At 36.4% G+C, this 16,612-nt stretch carries 16 protein-coding genes; 14 read left to right on the forward strand and 2 right to left on the reverse strand.

Annotation, left to right across the window (positions count from 1 at the left end):
* Positions 1-35: 35 nt before the first annotated feature.
* Positions 36-797, reverse strand: a complete 762-nt coding sequence (locus MUB24_RS16700; protein ID WP_244706064.1) for a TerC family protein — start codon at positions 795-797, stop codon at positions 36-38.
* Positions 798-1,078: 281 nt separating this feature from the next.
* Here MUB24_RS16700 and MUB24_RS16705 point away from each other — a divergent pair, with 281 nt between their 5' ends.
* From MUB24_RS16705 to MUB24_RS16725, 5 genes are all read left to right on the forward strand, one after another.
* A complete protein-coding gene (locus tag MUB24_RS16705) occupies positions 1,079-1,891 on the forward strand; it encodes a pentapeptide repeat-containing protein (RefSeq protein WP_244706066.1) in 813 nt (270 codons plus the stop codon).
* 139 nt (positions 1,892-2,030) lie between these two features.
* Positions 2,031-2,480 (forward strand): hypothetical protein, encoded by a 450-nt coding sequence (locus MUB24_RS16710; RefSeq protein WP_244706068.1) that lies wholly within the window; start codon positions 2,031-2,033, stop codon positions 2,478-2,480.
* Positions 2,481-2,541: 61 nt separating this feature from the next.
* Entirely contained in the window at positions 2,542-2,991 is a 450-nt protein-coding gene (locus tag MUB24_RS16715; protein ID WP_244706069.1) for an NUDIX hydrolase, read from the forward strand.
* Between the two features lie 154 nt (positions 2,992-3,145).
* Positions 3,146-3,676, forward strand: coding sequence for a 2'-5' RNA ligase family protein (locus MUB24_RS16720; RefSeq protein WP_244706071.1), 531 nt, complete (start codon positions 3,146-3,148; stop codon positions 3,674-3,676).
* Between the two features lie 40 nt (positions 3,677-3,716).
* A complete protein-coding gene (locus tag MUB24_RS16725) occupies positions 3,717-4,208 on the forward strand; it encodes an NUDIX hydrolase (RefSeq protein ID WP_313898466.1) in 492 nt (163 codons plus the stop codon).
* 159 nt (positions 4,209-4,367) lie between these two features.
* Here MUB24_RS16725 and coaA read toward each other — a convergent pair whose 3' ends face one another.
* Entirely contained in the window at positions 4,368-5,300 is a 933-nt protein-coding gene (gene coaA / locus MUB24_RS16730) for a type I pantothenate kinase (RefSeq protein ID WP_244706073.1), read from the reverse strand.
* Positions 5,301-5,478: 178 nt separating this feature from the next.
* On the opposite strand from coaA, the gene MUB24_RS16735 reads away from it, so the two are divergent.
* The 9 genes from MUB24_RS16735 to MUB24_RS16775 all read left to right on the forward strand — a co-directional run bounded on the left by MUB24_RS16735 (position 5,479) and on the right by MUB24_RS16775 (position 16,145).
* A complete protein-coding gene (locus tag MUB24_RS16735; protein ID WP_244706075.1) occupies positions 5,479-5,994 on the forward strand; it encodes a GNAT family N-acetyltransferase in 516 nt (171 codons plus the stop codon).
* A 104-nt stretch (positions 5,995-6,098) separates the two neighbouring features.
* Entirely contained in the window at positions 6,099-6,638 is a 540-nt protein-coding gene (locus MUB24_RS16740) for a hypothetical protein (protein WP_244706076.1), read from the forward strand.
* Positions 6,639-6,728: 90 nt separating this feature from the next.
* Entirely contained in the window at positions 6,729-7,955 is a 1,227-nt protein-coding gene (locus MUB24_RS16745) for a translocation protein TolB (RefSeq protein ID WP_244706078.1), read from the forward strand.
* A 457-nt stretch (positions 7,956-8,412) separates the two neighbouring features.
* Positions 8,413-10,506, forward strand: a complete 2,094-nt coding sequence (locus tag MUB24_RS16750; protein ID WP_244706080.1) for an ABC transporter ATP-binding protein — start codon at positions 8,413-8,415, stop codon at positions 10,504-10,506.
* A 150-nt stretch (positions 10,507-10,656) separates the two neighbouring features.
* Positions 10,657-12,264 (forward strand): ABC transporter ATP-binding protein, encoded by a 1,608-nt coding sequence (locus MUB24_RS16755; RefSeq protein ID WP_244706082.1) that lies wholly within the window; start codon positions 10,657-10,659, stop codon positions 12,262-12,264.
* Positions 12,265-12,485: 221 nt separating this feature from the next.
* Positions 12,486-13,448 (forward strand): phosphotransferase enzyme family protein, encoded by a 963-nt coding sequence (locus MUB24_RS16760; RefSeq protein ID WP_244706084.1) that lies wholly within the window; start codon positions 12,486-12,488, stop codon positions 13,446-13,448.
* Between the two features lie 646 nt (positions 13,449-14,094).
* Positions 14,095-15,033: a phosphotransferase enzyme family protein gene (locus tag MUB24_RS16765; protein WP_244706086.1), complete on the forward strand. Its 939-nt coding sequence runs from the start codon at positions 14,095-14,097 to the stop codon at positions 15,031-15,033.
* Positions 15,034-15,149: 116 nt separating this feature from the next.
* Complete coding sequence (locus tag MUB24_RS16770; RefSeq protein ID WP_244706088.1) at positions 15,150-15,617, forward strand: GNAT family N-acetyltransferase; 468 nt, start codon at positions 15,150-15,152, stop codon at positions 15,615-15,617.
* 150 nt (positions 15,618-15,767) lie between these two features.
* Positions 15,768-16,145, forward strand: coding sequence for a hypothetical protein (locus MUB24_RS16775; RefSeq protein ID WP_244706090.1), 378 nt, complete (start codon positions 15,768-15,770; stop codon positions 16,143-16,145).
* Positions 16,146-16,612 lie beyond the last annotated feature (467 nt).

A 16,612-nucleotide genomic window follows, 5' to 3' on the forward strand; every position in this document is an offset into this window, starting at 1 on the left:
AGATGGCCATCGTTTCTTGAGATACCATTCTATAATTACTTCTTGTTTGATGTTTTTCTCCCAGATAAAAACCATCCAATTACGGCAATGCAGATAAGGACACCCCAAAAGACAATCGTCCAAACGGTACTATGTGGGAAAGCCTCTGGCAATATCCCCACATTTTTATGAGAAAGAGTTATGACAGCCAATTTCACTCCAACCCATGCAACGATTAGGAAAGCTACTGTTTCTAAGCCAGGGCGCTTATCTAAAAGTTGCACAAACCAGTTTGCTGCGAATTTAATTAAAATTAACCCGGCGATTGTACCAATTACAATAACGGCAAATTTCCCTCCATCTAATCCACCAATTTGCGGTAATGTTGTATCGGGTAATGTGACAGCAAGTGCAACAGCCGCAAGGACAGAGTCAATAGCAAAGGCAATGTCGGCGACACCGATTTTTGCTACGGTCGGCCAAAAATCGGGCCTGCCTTTATTAGTACGGTTATCTTTTTGTTTTGCTTCCGATTGGAAAAATTTTTTATAAATATGCTTCCCACCTATGTAGATAAGGTAGGCTGCACCGATCGCCTGAACCTGCCAAACATTTGCCATAAAGGAGATGAGGAAGATCGAAATAATCCGAAAAATAAAGGCACCCAAAATACCATAATTAATGGCTCGCTTTTTTTGTTTATCAGGTAAATGCTTTGCGATAACGGCAATCACTAGAGCGTTATCAGCAGACAGTATCCCTTCTAGACCAATTAATATTAATAATGTCCATCCGTACTCCAACCAAATTGAATTCATATAAAACCTCCTTCATAGCGATCGCTTATCATATAGTATGAGATAGTGCTTTAAAAAAATGCAGTAAGTTTTCTTAGGAGAAAATGGCAGATAATGAATCGCTGGTGCATTGTCTGGAAAGAGGCTAATTTTTCTATATGACCACTACCTGTTAATTCATGTAAAGTTTCACAGTTGCCAGCAAAAATATCCAGAAAAAGATGTACGTTAGGGGCTATAAACAATTAACTTTTTTCGATATACTTAGAAAATATTCTAGTAAGTACAGGAAGTGGTTCGGTATGAAGGATCCTTTACGATCAGATTGTTTAAATTGTTTCGGGTTATGTTGTGTAGCGTTGCCATATGCTAAGTCGGCGGATTTTCCTTTCAATAAAGAGGGCGGAAAACCGTGTAGGAATTTATGCTCCAATCATCTCTGTTCGATTCACAGCGAGCTGAGAGAGAAGGGCTTTCGGGGGTGTGTGTCCTATGAATGCTTTGGTGCTGGACAACATGTTTCACAGAATTTATATAAAGGAAAAGACTGGCGAGCAGATGGGGAAAATGCTCAAGAAATGTTTGCCGTATTTCCTCTTGTGCAACAACTTCATGAGATGCTTTGGTATCTAAGGCAGGCTATGGCATTAAAGGAGACTCAAGTTTTACATACTGATTTGGAAAAAATGTATGAGGAGACGGTTGAACGAACTGTACAAACGCCAAAAGAAATTTTAGAAATGGATATGGTAGAACATCGAAGTAAAGTAAATGTATTGTTAATCGAGACGAGTAGATTGTATCGAGCAGACTTCCTTAAAAAAAGTAAAAAGAAAAGAATGAATAAAGGCTTGGACTACTTAGGCGCAAACCTGACAGGGCTGAAATTGCAAGGGGAAGATCTTCGGGGAACTCTATTGATTGCAGCAAACCTAAGCCATAGTGATCTGAGAAAGGCCGATTTTATTGGAGCAGATCTTAGAGACGCAGAGTTAAGTGGAGCTAACTTATCTGATGCCCTCTTTCTTACCCAGGCACAAATCAACTCGACGAAAGGAAATATTCACACCAAAATACCGAGCTATTTAGATAGACCAAGTCATTGGCTGAACTGAATGTAGCTAAAAATGTTAGCTAATGCGATACTATCTCATATTCAATATGCGTAATTTGTAATAGTTTTTTTTCATTTCCTTTTACAGGCTCTAAATACGTCAGTAGACATTCAATGAATACGGGAAGGAGAGACGCAATATGACTGGAACAAAGATTAGTATGGAAGAGGCTCATTTAGCAGGGATTGATGTGAATTTTGAACGGATGGAAAATGGAGAGAAACGCTTTAGATTGGTGGGTACTGATGGAAGCTCTTATTGTCGGACGATCGCTTCAGAACGAGGGGGCTGGCAAAATAGTCATTACCATAAATCAGCATCTGAATTTTATATTGTTCAATCTGGCTGGATTGTCTATGCGGAAATCAGTTCAAAAGGAGCCTTGAATATAAGCTTTCTCCAAGAAGAAGAAAGTGTAACTGTCAAACCTTTTGTTCATCATAATATCTATTTGCCTCCTCATGCCGTCATCCATACGATTAAATATGGTGATGGAAGTACTGTTATTGATTGGTTTCCTTCAAAGGAATTAGATCAATATACTCAAAAACTTGCAGAGGATGATCTGCTTAAGATGAGTAAGAACTAACAATGAAGTGATGGTGTGGATTGAATGATTACCGAGATGAATCTGTTAGGGAGAGACATGGATGGGGTATATTATGGAGTTGAGAAAAATAGTTGGCAGTCGCCCACTTATAATGGTTGGGGCATGTGTGCTTCTACTAAATAACGACAAAGAAATATTATTACAGCTGCGAAAGGATAATCATAGCTGGGGACTGGCTGGTGGTTCTTTGGAGCCAGGTGAAAGCCTGGAACAAGCAGCTAAGAGAGAATTGTTCGAGGAGACTGGTTTGAAAGCAAAAAAACTACAGCTATTTCATGTTTTTTCTGGAGAAAACTTTTATTACCAATATCCTCATGGTGATGAAGTCTATAATGTCATAACCGTATACCTTTGTAATGATTATGAGGGAGAGCTACAAAATGATGAAAGGGAAGTTCAGGACTTATCATTTTTTGATATGAATAAACTGCCGTCTAATCTGAGTCCACCTGATGTTCCTATTTTGGAATATTATCGGAGAATGTACTGACCTGTGTCCTCTAAGCAAAAGAATGAGCCTAAGTCAACTATATAAGATGTAAGAGATCATGGAGGGTAGCTTGTTATTCTAAACGAGAAGGATAGTTAAGAAGAGTCCAAAAGATTAATCTAAATAAACATCATATTATTCAGGAGGGAGTTACTTGCAATTTTTTATCGGAATTGTTCCTTCGATTGAATACAAACTAAAAATAATAGAATTTCAACAAAGATGGAAAAATAATATTATTACAGAAGCGGTTGAACCCCATATAACCCTTAAGGCACAAGGTGGTTTAACACCTGATATAAAATGGATAAGTAAAGTCAAAGAAGTTTGTAGTCAATTTCAATCATTTCAAATATCGTTAAGTAAACCAATGTTCTTTGGTGATGACGTTGTTTATCTAAGTGTAAATTCAAAAGAACTATATACATTGCATAATAGGATTGTGAGAAAAATTTCCCCTACAAACGATTTAATTAAAAAGTATTTTGAACTAGATGATTTTGTACCACATTTGACTTTGGGACAAACATATTACGGTTTAACAAAACATGAACTTAGAGATATGGCAAAGTTGGCGAAAAAAGAGCTCAGTCCCTTTCCAACTTTTGCGGTTAGCTTTATAAGGGTTTATAAAGAAATTGAAACAAATAAATACGAAAAGTATTTAGATATTCCGTTTAGTTAAATAAGCATTTAGGACCATAAGCACAAGGAGAGAGTCGTAAATGGAAAATGAGCGATTAAAAATTTTTGATGAAGACAGAGAGCAGATAGGTGTTGCTACTCGTGAAGAGGTCCATCGGATTGGGTATTGGCACGAAGTTTTCCATTGTTGGTTTATTAGCAATGAAATGGGGATCGATTATATCTATTTGCAACTCCGTAGTGAAACCAAGAAGGAATACCCCAATCTTTTGGATATTACCGTTGCGGGACATTTACTGGAGAATGAAACCGTTCAAGGTGGTGTAAGAGAGATTGAAGAAGAAGTGGGAATTGATATTTCCTTTCAAGAATTAGAGCCGTTGGGGGTAATGGAATATTGTTTAATAAAAGATAATTTTATAGATAAGGAACTAGCAAATGTATTTCTATATAGATGTGACAGTTCCTTTGACGACTTTACTCTTCAAGAAGAAGAGGTTGCAGGGATTGTCAAAGTTGAACTAATAATTTTATGGAGCTTTGGTGTTGTGAAAGAGACACAATTGATATAAAAGGGTTTAGAATGAATAAAGAAGGAAATAAAATCCTTTTCGATGAGAGTGTAGGACGGGATCGGTTTGTTTCTTACCAAAATAAATTTTATAGGACCGTTATTCAAAAAATTAAAGACAAGATATAATAGATCTGGAGTGAACTGACGATCGCTATTGTTATTTTCGAATGCTAATATTTTCTACTAAATGTCCCTTTCCTTTTTCTAAAATTAAGTCTGCTCTATCCCTGGTTGGTAAGATATTTTCATAAAGATTCGCTTTGTTTGTTTCATGCCAAATACGATCAGCAATCAGTAATGCTTCCTCTTCTGACAGCTTAGAAAAACGCTGAAAATAGGATTTTGGATTCTGAAATGCTGTTTTTCGTAAAATTTTGAAGCGGTCTATATACCATTTTTCAATGAGGGCTTCATCGGCATCAATATATAGGGAAAAGTTGAAAAAGTCCGATATAAATACTCCAACTTCCTTATGTTTTGGTGCTTGTAACACATTCACTCCTTCAAGAATGACTACATCAGGGCGACAAATGCTCTGTTTTTGATCAGGGAGAATATCGTAGGACAAGTGGGAATACACTGGGGCCGATACCTGCCCATTTCCAGACTTTAATACAGATAGAAATCGAATTAACTTGGCTACATCATAACTTTCTGGAAATCCCTTTTTCTCCATCAATCCTAGTGCTTTGAGCTTTTTATTAGGGTAAAGGAATCCATCTGTTGTGACTAGTTCTACTTGTGGTCTATCTCCCCATTGAGAGAGCAAATACTGAAGTATTCTTGCCGTTGTACTTTTACCGACTGCGACACTTCCTGCCATACCGATTATAAAAGGGCTCTTTTTGGCAGTCAATTTCAAGAAATGGTTCATCTCTTTGGAAAGCTCTTTATATTGTAGGTAGTGGAGGCGAATCAATTGTGATAATGGGATGTAAATGTCTTCAATTTCTTTTAGTGTTAAATTTTCATTGATCCCTTGCAGAGAGTCTAGGTCAATATCAGATAGTTCGATATCATTCGTCTCTCTAAGTGTTGTCCATTGTTTTCTATTAAAAGAAATGTATGGTGAATATTCTTCTTTGTTCATATTTGACCCTCACGATTTAAAGTTTAACTGCTTTTGTATACAAGATAACACACCTATTGAAGATAATATAGTTCTATATGTTCTGATTTTGATTTACGCACAGGAAGTACGAGTAGACGGATATACGGTCAGAAATGATCAGTTCATAGTCTGTCAGAACTGGAAAGGATGTATGATTATGAAATCCCAAGAGGTTTATACAATAAAAAAAGTGCAAGAGGATGAATCCCCCCAAGTGATCGACTTTATGATGAGCATTCGAAGTGAGATTTTTCCGATGTTGTCAAAAGATCAACTACCTCCAGACTTACTTCATTTTCAATCATTCTATCTTCAACGAAAAAACGCGATTGTGTATGCTGCTTATTCTCAATCCAGGCAAGTGTTGGGCACGATCGGTGTTTGCCCATATGATGATCGATTTTCACAGTTACAAACATTTTACGGGGACTGGTCAACCGCAGAAATTGTTAAATGCTATGTCGATCCACAAGCTCGCCGACTAGGAATTGGAACGAGACTTTTTCAAGAAGCATTGCAATTTTGTTGTGATGTCGGTTATCAAAAGCTGTATTTACATACCCATCTGTTTTTGCCAGGTGCGCTTTCATTTTGGAAGACCAAGGGTTTTGCGGAGAGATGGGCGGAGGATGATCCAGTTTGGCAGACAGTGCATCTGGATATGGAGCTATAAGCATATGTAGGGCGAAAAGGTGATAGTCACTACTGTCACCTAGTCCTCTAAGGAGTTTAAGAGCAGAATATTCCCACTAATAAGATAACGGAGGACCGATAAACATGAATAAGAAAAAATTATTAGTAACTATTCTTAGTTTAGCATTTGTTGCTGTCTTTTTTTTCTTAGTATTACGTACTGAGACTAATCCAGAAGAGGAAATCTGTGCTCTAGCTTCAAAGCAATTTGATCTTTCTAGTCAACTTCGTTTTATGGATGTATCTGCAAATATCGTTTTTTGCGAAAGTGAATCAGGCGTAATGCCAGTCCTTACTAATAAAGAGTTCACAAAAGTAAAGAATGCCTTTCATGAATTGGATTTCCAAGAGTTCAACGAGGAAAAAGTGGAGAGGGGATTGATCAGTTGGCAAGCTGACCAATTCCCTAATGAGAAGTTTGCAATGATCAGTGGATTTGCGAATGATGAAGTTAAGGCAATCATCATCAATAGTGAAAATAGTGTCCAACCCAATCGTTTTTTAATCCGTGATAACTTATGGTTTTGGTATTTTACAACTGAAAAAGAAAAAGTAAACATGCCAATAGAAGTGACCGCTTTTGATGAAGAAGGCCATGTTATTTCTGAAGAAGTTGATGAATAAATATTTTTGCGGCATTACTAAGACTATTTCATCTCACTTGGTCGAATGTTAGCCATACAGATGGACATCCTAATACGAGGAGGATGAACAATGGCTACTATAAGAATTTTACTCATTTTAGTATTATGCAGTTTATTCTTTACGATGGGTGCTTCCGCTGAGACTCCGCTTAAAGCTGCATTTATCCGTGACCATCAGCTATGGATAAAAGACGGAGATAAAGAAATACAACTTACGAAGGGCCGATATGTATATTCACAGAAATGGTCTTATGACGGTCGTTTTATCGGATATATCGATGGTGATGAGCATGGAGAAAAATCGGATTTATTCATTTATGATATGGAGAAAAAAGAAAGCTACCAGCCTTATATAGGGATTGAAACATCTGATTTTCAATGGTCTCCGATTAAAAATCAATTGGCATACAATGATCATGGCGTATTAAATGTGACAAAAACAGAGAGAGGCCGTCCGCAAGGGTTTGAAAATATTGCATTAGGTGTGAGTGGATTTGCCTGGTTTCCGAATGGGCAGGAGTTTATCGTATCCTCCTCAGCCGTTTTGCGCCCTACTGGCTGGGGACCAGTCCCCCTATATAGAATTCCCCTGGATGCTAATCTGAACGTCGAAAAAATCAAGCCCTTTTATACACTCCAAACAGATGAAAAGGATTTGTTTGCGACTGATGTGGGGAATTTTAAATGGAGTTCCGATGGAAAATGGATTAGCTTTTTAGCCACCCCTACGGCATCATGGGCAATGGATAGTAATACATTAGCGGTCTTATCATCACAAGGAAAAGAGTTTCAAGTGATAGGAAAAATGTTGCAATATCAAGATTGGATGAAGTGGGCCCCAACAGCCAATCAATTAGCCTATATTTCAGGTGAAGGAAGATTCCTTGTTGAAAACAAAAAAATGACGATTGCTGACATTCCGATTTCTAAGCAACAAAAGGAATATACACCTAAAGGATATGTTGATCTTGATTTGGAATGGTTCTCCTCAGAAAACGTAATCGTAGCACGAGCAAAAGAGAACAAGGAGTGGAAAGAAGGCCCTGTTCCGACGATGCTTACAACACTCTATGCGATTAACATAAAAACAGACCAGCAAAGACAAATCACCTTTCCTGAAAAGAATGAACTGGATGAAGAGCCACAAGTTGTTGGTTCTAAACTTACTTGGTTTCGTCGATATAAAGAAAATGAGCAAGGGGAAGTGTGGATCAAGGATGGTTTAAACGGTCAGGAGCATGTATGGATTAAGCAGGCTGATTCAGCTCCTGTTTTTTTTCGCAGAATACCGTGGTGACTGTAAGGGGATTCGGAAAGAATGTGGGGAAACAGCACCCGACTTTCATCACGCACTGCTTTTATTGGGTAAAGAATCTGGATTCTTGCACATAAGGATATTAAATATATATGTTCAGTTTGTACTGGGGCATACATAGCCAGAGAAACTGGTTTGCTGGAAGGAAGGCTACTACTCATCATTTAACTTGGAAAACCCTTCAACAAAAATATCCCGATATTCAAGTAATAACGGACCGTAAAGTTGTTCATGATGGTAATCTTATTACTTCTGGGGGTGTATCCTCCGGAATCAATATGAGGATATCTATCTTGTAGAGCAAATCATGGGGAAACCAGCTGCTGAAACCATTGCTGTGATGATTGAGTTTGAAGGAATTTAGTGAACCGTATAGAAATTATAATTATGATTATAAAAAAACAGGGGTGATGATGTTTTTACAATTTAAGAGAGAATTATGGCTTGCTTTAAAGGTGTGATAACAGGCGATGCCGTTGGCAAACAGACCGAAACGCTTGCCCATGAAGATATAAAAACATGGTATCCAAATGGGAGTTCTAATTTTCATGGAGAGATTGGCGAAGTTATGCCAAGATATAAGAATAGACATTACGGATATTGTTTCGGAGAAACTACTGATGATTCTGAACAAACTATTGTAATTGCTAGAGTTATAGCGAATGATGAGAAAATTACTCATACTTCTGTAGGTCGTGAATTAATGACCTGTAAAAAATCCAATAGACTAACTTATGAAACGGTAATCTACGTCAGAATTAGGGGAGCCTGGGAGCGGATAGTAATTCATATTAAAGGTGGTGATTTGCCTTGGAACAAGCATTTATCAAGTGGGTATTTCAATATAAAACCATATTCTAAATGGCTTATATTTGTAATGATTGGGGTGCTTATAGTCGGTGTAGTGAATATTGCGAATGCCCACTTGATCAAAATAATGACGGACATGGCTTTAAGCGGGGATTGGTCAAAAACATTTTATACTGCTTTTCTTATTCTCCCGGTTATTTTAGTTGGAGCTATTTCGGAATATGTTTCTAAATATTCAACAAATGTATTTAGCGGTGGGATTATGAAAGATTTAAATCAGGATGTCATTCATAGAATGTTGCATTTACAGGTGTCAATATTGGAAAACAGTCATTCAGGCGATATCATTTCTCGGATGACGAATGATATAAGATTCATCCAAGATTTTTTTAAGAATACCTTTCATAACATGATTTTACAGCCGGTTCTTTTTCTAGGGGCATTTCTTTACTTAGTCACCATTAATTGGTTACTCGCTATTTGCACGGTTATCCTTATGCCTATTATCACAAAAATTGTTAGCAAAATAAGCAACATTATCGAACGGTTTTCAACTGCTGTTCAAACTCGGGAAGGGCGAGCTAACACCATGGTTAGAGAAACGATCACAGGTATATCCATGATCAAATCTTTCAATTTACATCAAACATATTACAAAAAGTATGAAAATGAAGTAAATGAAATGCTTGAGCAGAAACGCCAAATTGCGAAACGAACTTTCTTTATACATGCCATCACGTCGTTTCTTGTCATGACCCCTTATTTAATGATTGCCTTATTCGGGGGTTACTTAGCAATGAATACGAATATGAGTGCAGGAGATCTTGTTGCTTTTATTTTTCTTATGCAATACTTATCGGGACCTATCAGTCAGATCCTGCACTTGTTTTCTCAATTTCGAATAAGTATTTCTGGATTTAGACGTATTTATGAATTGTTTGATTATCCATTAGAACGTCAAACCGGTAAGCCACTCGATCCAGCTTTACTTAATGAAGAAATGGCCACCCCGATTATTCAATTTAAGAATGTGCATTTCTCCTATAACAAACAAATATCGGTATTGAGCAATTTATCGTTTACCATTCATCATAATGAGACGGTAGCCTTAGTCGGATTAAGTGGTTCAGGGAAAAGCACAATAGTAGATGTTTTAACTCTATTCTACCCCATACAAAATGGATCGGTATATGTATATGGAAGACCTATCGATGATTGGATTCCGAATGAATTACGACAACAATTCGCAGTCGTTTCTCAAGATGTCCACTTATTTCCTAGTTCTATTGCGGATAATATCCGATGTGGAGATCCACAAGCATCATGGGATGAGATTCAAAATGCTGGTAAAATGTCGTTTGCACATGACTTTATAATGGAGCTACCTGAAGGCTATCAGACAATCGTTGGCGAAAACGGAGTCACGTTATCAGGTGGACAACGCCAAAGAATTGCCATCGCTAGAGCCCTTTTAAAAAAGGCTCCTATATTACTATTAGATGAAGCAACTTCTGCTCTGGATACAGAGACAGAGAGGAAGATTCAGCAAAGTTTAAACCGTTTAAGAAGAGGGCGAACGACATTCATTATTGCTCACCGAATTTCTACAGTGAAAAGCGCCGATCGCATTTTAGTATTGGAGGGTGGAAAGATTATTGCAGATGGTACACATGAAACGCTTTTACAACAAAATGACATGTACCGCCATTTATTCGCACAATAAATGACAATAGGAAGGTGTCGGATTGCATAGATTAATAAAGGATAATCCATTTTTTAAACTACTTTCACTGCTTGGAAAACATAAAACGTACTATTTTTCCGTGTTAATGTGCGCTCGTGTGCTGACTTTGGTTCAGACCATACTTTTTGCGTGGTTATTAAAACTGGTCATCGATACAGTAACCGGGCTGATACGGAATTTATGCTCATTTCTATTAGTATCACAGCTTTCATATTTGTCCTTATGGTAATAGAGTTCTATTTAAATTATTTACTTTCTACACGAACAAATTACATAATTGGGCAGATGAGATTAAGATTTATTGATCATTTAATACACATGCCTCTTGCATACTATGATACGCAACAAAGTGGAGAACTTATGTCACGGTTAACGAACGATATTCATACTGTCGAGAGTGCCTTCACTAGTAAAATTGTAAATTTGAATAGTACACTAATGGGAGGAGCTATCTCCATTGTTGTGATATTTGTAATGGATTGGCGAATGGGGATTTTTTCAGTGAGTGTGGGTTTACTTATGGGAACAACGAATGCTATATTTGCGCCAAAATTCCGTCATATTGCCGAACAACTTCAAGAAAAGTTAGCTTTTTTGAACTCAACTTTATCCAATATGTTATCGGGTATCCGCACCATTAAACTTTTCAATCTATATGGACAGCAGAAAGAACAATTTGGTAAGGATAACGCCAATATTTATTCGTTATTTATCCAACAAGGGAAGTTCGAGGGAAGATTAGCTGGGCTCAATCTATTTCTCAACTATTTAAGTAGTGTTGGGATTTTGAGCTTTGGTATTTTACTATCGACTTATAGTGATATCGGGATCGGAACGGTGGTGGCTATACTATTCCTACAACAAAGCGTGACTTCGACTTTCTTATTTACTGGCAATTTTGTTTCTGATCTACAACAATCTCTCGTTAGCACAAAAAGGATTTTTGAAGTACTAGATATTCCTCAGGAAGCTGATCATTATTCGATTCAGTCAGATGGTCAAACTGTATGTGATCCGAACATCGTCATTCACCTCAAGGATATTTGTTTTCGTTACAAAAGAAGTGACTATGTATTATATGGACTCGATTTATCCGTTCGGGAGGGAGAAAAGGTTGCTCTTGTCGGGCCTAGTGGGGCAGGGAAGAGTACGATCTTTAAAATTTTAATGGGGTTCTATTCATTTGAGTCAGGTTCAATAGCAATTTTTCACAAAGCTATTCATCAGTACTCAAAGGAAGAACTTCGACAGCAGATTGCCTACGTGCCTCAGGATCCCTTTTTATTTCATACAACGATCGAGGAAAATATTCGTTATGGTAATCTTAATGCAACTAGACAAGATGTGATAGAGGCGGCAGAGAGAGCCAATATACATGCTTTTATAAAAACTTTACCTCAAGGATATGATACAGTTGTGAATGAGCGTTCGACAAATCTGTCTGGGGGACAACGCCAACGTATTGCGATCGCACGTGCATTTGTCAAAAATGCTCCGATTCTGCTACTTGATGAAGCCACTTCCGCACTAGACACGGAATCGGAGAAACTTATTCAACATGCATTGGAAGAGTTAATGGCCAATCGTACGACGCTAATCATTGCTCATCGACTGACAACCGTTCAAAAAGCGGATAAAATCTTTGTTGTCGACGAAGGAAAAATTGTCGAGGAAGGGTCACACAAGCAATTGTTAGGTGAGAAGGGCCGCTATCAGAAACTGTATTTAGAGCATTAGTAATAAGACTCTATACAGTTAAAGCAGTTGGAGATTAGTAATCTGCGAGGTGTAATGATATCAATCGTCACGAATAAACATGGTCATCGATTATGCGGCAAGTGAAGCACAATTACGTGGGATATGATATCGAATATAGGGATTGTCGATGAAGTGGACGAGTATATTGCGAAGATGATAGTGAAAACGTAGATTAAGATATAATACGAAGGGGAAAGGGAGTGACGAATCAGGTGCCAAGCGTTCAAAAGATAGAAGAATTAATCAGGTCGTATTATAAGGTAGCGGTTATAAAAGATGTAGAATATTTAGGAGAAAGTGACAATCTGACCTTTTGCATTCACACGGTGAACGACAATAAATATTTACTCAAATGTCATATGGGAGCTAAATCTAGTTGTTTCATTGAGTCCGAATTGCGATGGCTTGAGGAATTAAAAACAAATACTAATTTAAAAATCCAAACACCCGTAAGAAATACGAACAATCAATTTATAACTAGAATAAATGATAATAAAACAGGCACTCCGGCTTACTGGACCTTACAGGAATGGATTGAAGGAGAGGTATTACATAGACAACCAACAGACACAGAGATTGAAAAGCTGGCCCGCTTAATGGTGACTCTTCATAGAAACTCTTGCTCTTGGGACGCCCCGGAATCAGTAGAAAGACCTTGCTATAATGCTGAAAATTTATTGAGTTCACTAACTCAATTAGAACTCTTGCTCCGACTAAATATCGTGACATCCAATGATTTTAAAATCATTCAGGAGACGACAAGGAAAATTGAAATGGTCATTCATTCACAAAAGAAAACTAATGATACATGGGGAATGATTCATGCAGATATACACGAAAGCAACTATGTTTTTCACAATGGAGAACCTTCCATAATTGATTTTTCATCTTGTGGTTTTGGATATTATTTATTTGATGTTGCCGAGACCTTATTACATCTTAGTCCAAACAATAGGAGGAAATTTATTACATACTATCAGGACGAGAGAAAATTAGTAGGGGATTATCTGGAAGTGATTGAGGCGTTTTTTATCTGGGCAATCATACGAAATTTCGCCTTTCTTTCTAAAAATAGCGACGAACATAATGAGTTAGCGACAATGATCCCCTTTGTAGTTGAAAACTATTGCAGAAAATACCTTAAAGGAGAAGCTTTTTTATAACTTTCTCTCAGCGATCCTTTTTAGCTCTTAAACATGGATCGGTGCATGGATGAAAATTGCGTGTTTAATGATCGGCATATTTTATTTCCCTTTCATGTATAAAGTTACTTAAATTAGTATTCTACAGCAATAAGAGCGAACGTGCTTTAAACATTTCCGTATTTAGAATGGTTAGTAAAAAAGGAACATGTATCGAAAGGGTTTTATCAGCCTTTCGCGAATAATAAATTATAATGGTAAATTTTAAAAATTTTAGCAGAAAATTATACTGATGGTTTTATGCTTTTCCACTCTAAAACGCTTAGAAAAAACGCGGAATTGGTTTTATATGTTGAAGATCACTGGCTAGAAACATGGAAATCCTAAATGAATTCTTCTTAATTCAATCGTTAAGAGGACAAGGAATTGCTGAGCAAGCGGCAAATCTAGTGTTTGAACAATTTAAAGGGAATTGGGAATTATTACGAATCCATCCGAAAAGAATATTGTAGGTAAGAAATTTTGGAGGAAGACGATTTCTATTTATACAAAAGGTGACTATACGGAGGAACATGGCGAAACATTTGATGGTTATAAGCTTATTTTTCGCTTTTCTAATGTGGAAATATAATGAGATCGTGTGAGTATCGGGAGAGGAATAAAGGCTATGGAACAAAGAATACTTGAGTTACTAAACGAGATCTACCCACTAGATTTCGTGCAGATTGAATCAGTTACAGAGCAGATGTATCGCTGTACAACGGAACAAGAGGAATTTTATGCTCGGATAACGAATTATAAAACATATGATGAACAATTAGAAGAAGTGACATTCACAAACTTCTTATATAAGGAAGGATTTGGTGTACCGCCGGTAATCTCGTCATTAAATGGAAATTTAATAGAACAAATGAACCTTGAAGGGGAAGTTCTGACAGTTTTATATCGAGCGGCTCCTGGAATACATTTGCCAAGAAATCAATGGAAACCGAATGTCTTAAAAGAATTAGGGAGGCAAATAGGGAAATTACATTGTTTATCTAGGAAATTTGAAGAATTGGAAACAGTTAAGTATAGGAAAGATTGGTATGAAAATGAGGAATATCATTTTCTTACATTTATCCCTAAAGAAGAAACTACGATTAGGCAGGTTGCCCATGGGGTTTTATCAACCATTAGCGAATTGCCAAAAAATCATTCCACATACGGATTACTACATGGGGATTTATGGTTAGAGAACATATTGATAGATCGTGACTCCAATGTAACGATGATTGATTTTCAAGATTGTGAGAGACATTATTACCTCTATGATCTAGCTATACCAATCTATAGTGCTTTGGAATATACGTTTGTTGGAGATGGCAATCTCATTAACTATGAACGCTCCATCACAAAGGCCATAATCGATGGTTATCAAGAAGAAAATAATTTATCTTCAGACATGTTAGAGAAACTGCCACTTTTTATTAAATTAAAGGAATTATTCGAATATAATTCAATGCATATGAATTGGGATAAAGAGAATTTAACGGAAGAACAAATACGAATTATGAACCTATATAGAAGCAAAATTGAACGTGATTCTATCAATTTTAAGCTTTAGTAAATTACTGAAACATAAATAAATGCCCCAATTTCATTTGAAGAGGAGAGACAATGGAAAATTTTAAAAGAAGCCTCTCTTTGATGCTAGAATACGTATAGACTAAGGTGATGAAAATGTCTCTAAGATTAGAGGATATTAACTCAAATAACTGGATTGACTGTATTTTTTTAACAACAGATAAAGAAGAAAAGCATTTATTATTTGAAGAGTTTGTTGCCTCCAATGCAGTTTCTCTTGCACAATCAAAAATGGAAACTGGTTGGGAAACAAAAGCTATATACAACGAAGACCAAATGGTCGGATTTGCCATGTATGGTTTCGCAGAAAAGGAAGGGTTTTATGAGATTTGTCGGTTCATGATTGATTATCGTTTTCAAAATAAAGGTTATGGAAAAAAAGCCTTGTTATTGATTATCGAAGAAATGAGAAACATCCCTGACTGCCAAGAAATCTATCTTAGTTTCGATCCTGAAAATAAAGTCGCTCTTTATTTATACGAAAATATTGGATTTAAAGATACAGGGCGAACGGTAGAAGGAAATATTACGGAGGTTTTATATAGTTTGGAGCTTGATAAGTAACATAAGCCTTAGGATCGAACAGTCTATTTATGTAGCGATTTTTTCAAGGATAGATATTGCTACCACGTAAACGGAGACATGTAATATTTCGTTTGTGAAACCCCTTTATAATTTATTGTTTATTACTAATTTAAGATAGGATGTACATTAATGAAAATAAAACAAAGTAGTTTTTTCTTAATAGTTTTATTATTAATGTTAGTAATAATGTTTTTATTGTATTTATTGTTTTCTAGGCCAATTGGGTCTGTTAAATTATATGAAGATCTAAGTATAGCAAAGGAATATAAAGACATTGAAAAACTTATTGATGATGAATACATTGATCAATTTAGAGAAACAGATTTTAAATTATTAAAAAATAGTATGGGTAAGGATAGCCCAAATGAAATAAATGAGTACTCAATATTTAAGTACAATGATAAATGGATACTGATTGAAAAATCTCCAGGAACTAAAAACAATATTTTAAATATAAAAGTCTTAAATGAAGATAATATTAAAACTTTGAACCAATTTTTAAATTAATTGTTATTTTTATAGAAATTCTTAGTGCCTCAGCATTCTCGGTGGAAACATTTTTTAATAACTTATCAAGACCCATTTCACACCTCTCTCATACAATAACGTTCCAGTAATCAATTTTGTGGAATAAATTAAATGTTTTTTATGAGCACTAACTTTATTATTAAGCGCCACTACTGTTCCCAGCTCCGTGTATTGTAACAAGGAGACAACTTTTATTTTTTTGACGAAAAAACAAGGCAATCTTTTAAGAGAAGTTTCAAACAATAATAACGAGGGATTCATTAGGGGAAAGTAATTGAAAATAGGAGATGTCCATAATGGTATATTCAGATCAAGAAGAGCATATAATGTTCGGGGCCAGCTCTAATGTCGGTATTTGGTAGAAATTGGCCAACATTTTTGTCGGGGCATATACAAATAAAGAACCGTCAACTCTACTGACCATAGTATAATGATTAGTAGAGCTG

The sequence above is a fragment of the Lederbergia sp. NSJ-179 genome (assembly GCF_022867885.1).
Lineage (GTDB): Bacteria > Bacillota > Bacilli > Bacillales > Bacillaceae_C > Lederbergia.

Bases quoted from the DNA above. Each gene is read 5' to 3' on its own strand.
- MUB24_RS16725 (WP_313898466.1), top strand. From the start codon at position 3,717: ATGGAAAATGAGCGATTAAAAATTTTTGATGAAGACAGAGAGCAGATA.
- MUB24_RS16745 (WP_244706078.1), top strand. From the start codon at position 6,729: ATGGCTACTATAAGAATTTTACTCATTTTAGTATTATGCAGTTTATTC.
- MUB24_RS16700 (WP_244706064.1), bottom strand. From the start codon at position 797: ATGAATTCAATTTGGTTGGAGTACGGATGGACATTATTAATATTAATT.
- MUB24_RS16715 (WP_244706069.1), top strand. From the start codon at position 2,542: ATGGGGTATATTATGGAGTTGAGAAAAATAGTTGGCAGTCGCCCACTT.
- MUB24_RS16735 (WP_244706075.1), top strand. From the start codon at position 5,479: ATGAAATCCCAAGAGGTTTATACAATAAAAAAAGTGCAAGAGGATGAA.
- coaA (WP_244706073.1), bottom strand. From the start codon at position 5,300: ATGAACAAAGAAGAATATTCACCATACATTTCTTTTAATAGAAAACAA.
- MUB24_RS16740 (WP_244706076.1), top strand. From the start codon at position 6,099: ATGAATAAGAAAAAATTATTAGTAACTATTCTTAGTTTAGCATTTGTT.
- MUB24_RS16710 (WP_244706068.1), top strand. From the start codon at position 2,031: ATGACTGGAACAAAGATTAGTATGGAAGAGGCTCATTTAGCAGGGATT.
- MUB24_RS16770 (WP_244706088.1), top strand. From the start codon at position 15,150: ATGTCTCTAAGATTAGAGGATATTAACTCAAATAACTGGATTGACTGT.
- MUB24_RS16705 (WP_244706066.1), top strand. From the start codon at position 1,079: ATGAAGGATCCTTTACGATCAGATTGTTTAAATTGTTTCGGGTTATGT.
- MUB24_RS16750 (WP_244706080.1), top strand. From the start codon at position 8,413: ATGGCTTGCTTTAAAGGTGTGATAACAGGCGATGCCGTTGGCAAACAG.
- MUB24_RS16775 (WP_244706090.1), top strand. From the start codon at position 15,768: ATGAAAATAAAACAAAGTAGTTTTTTCTTAATAGTTTTATTATTAATG.
- MUB24_RS16765 (WP_244706086.1), top strand. From the start codon at position 14,095: ATGGAACAAAGAATACTTGAGTTACTAAACGAGATCTACCCACTAGAT.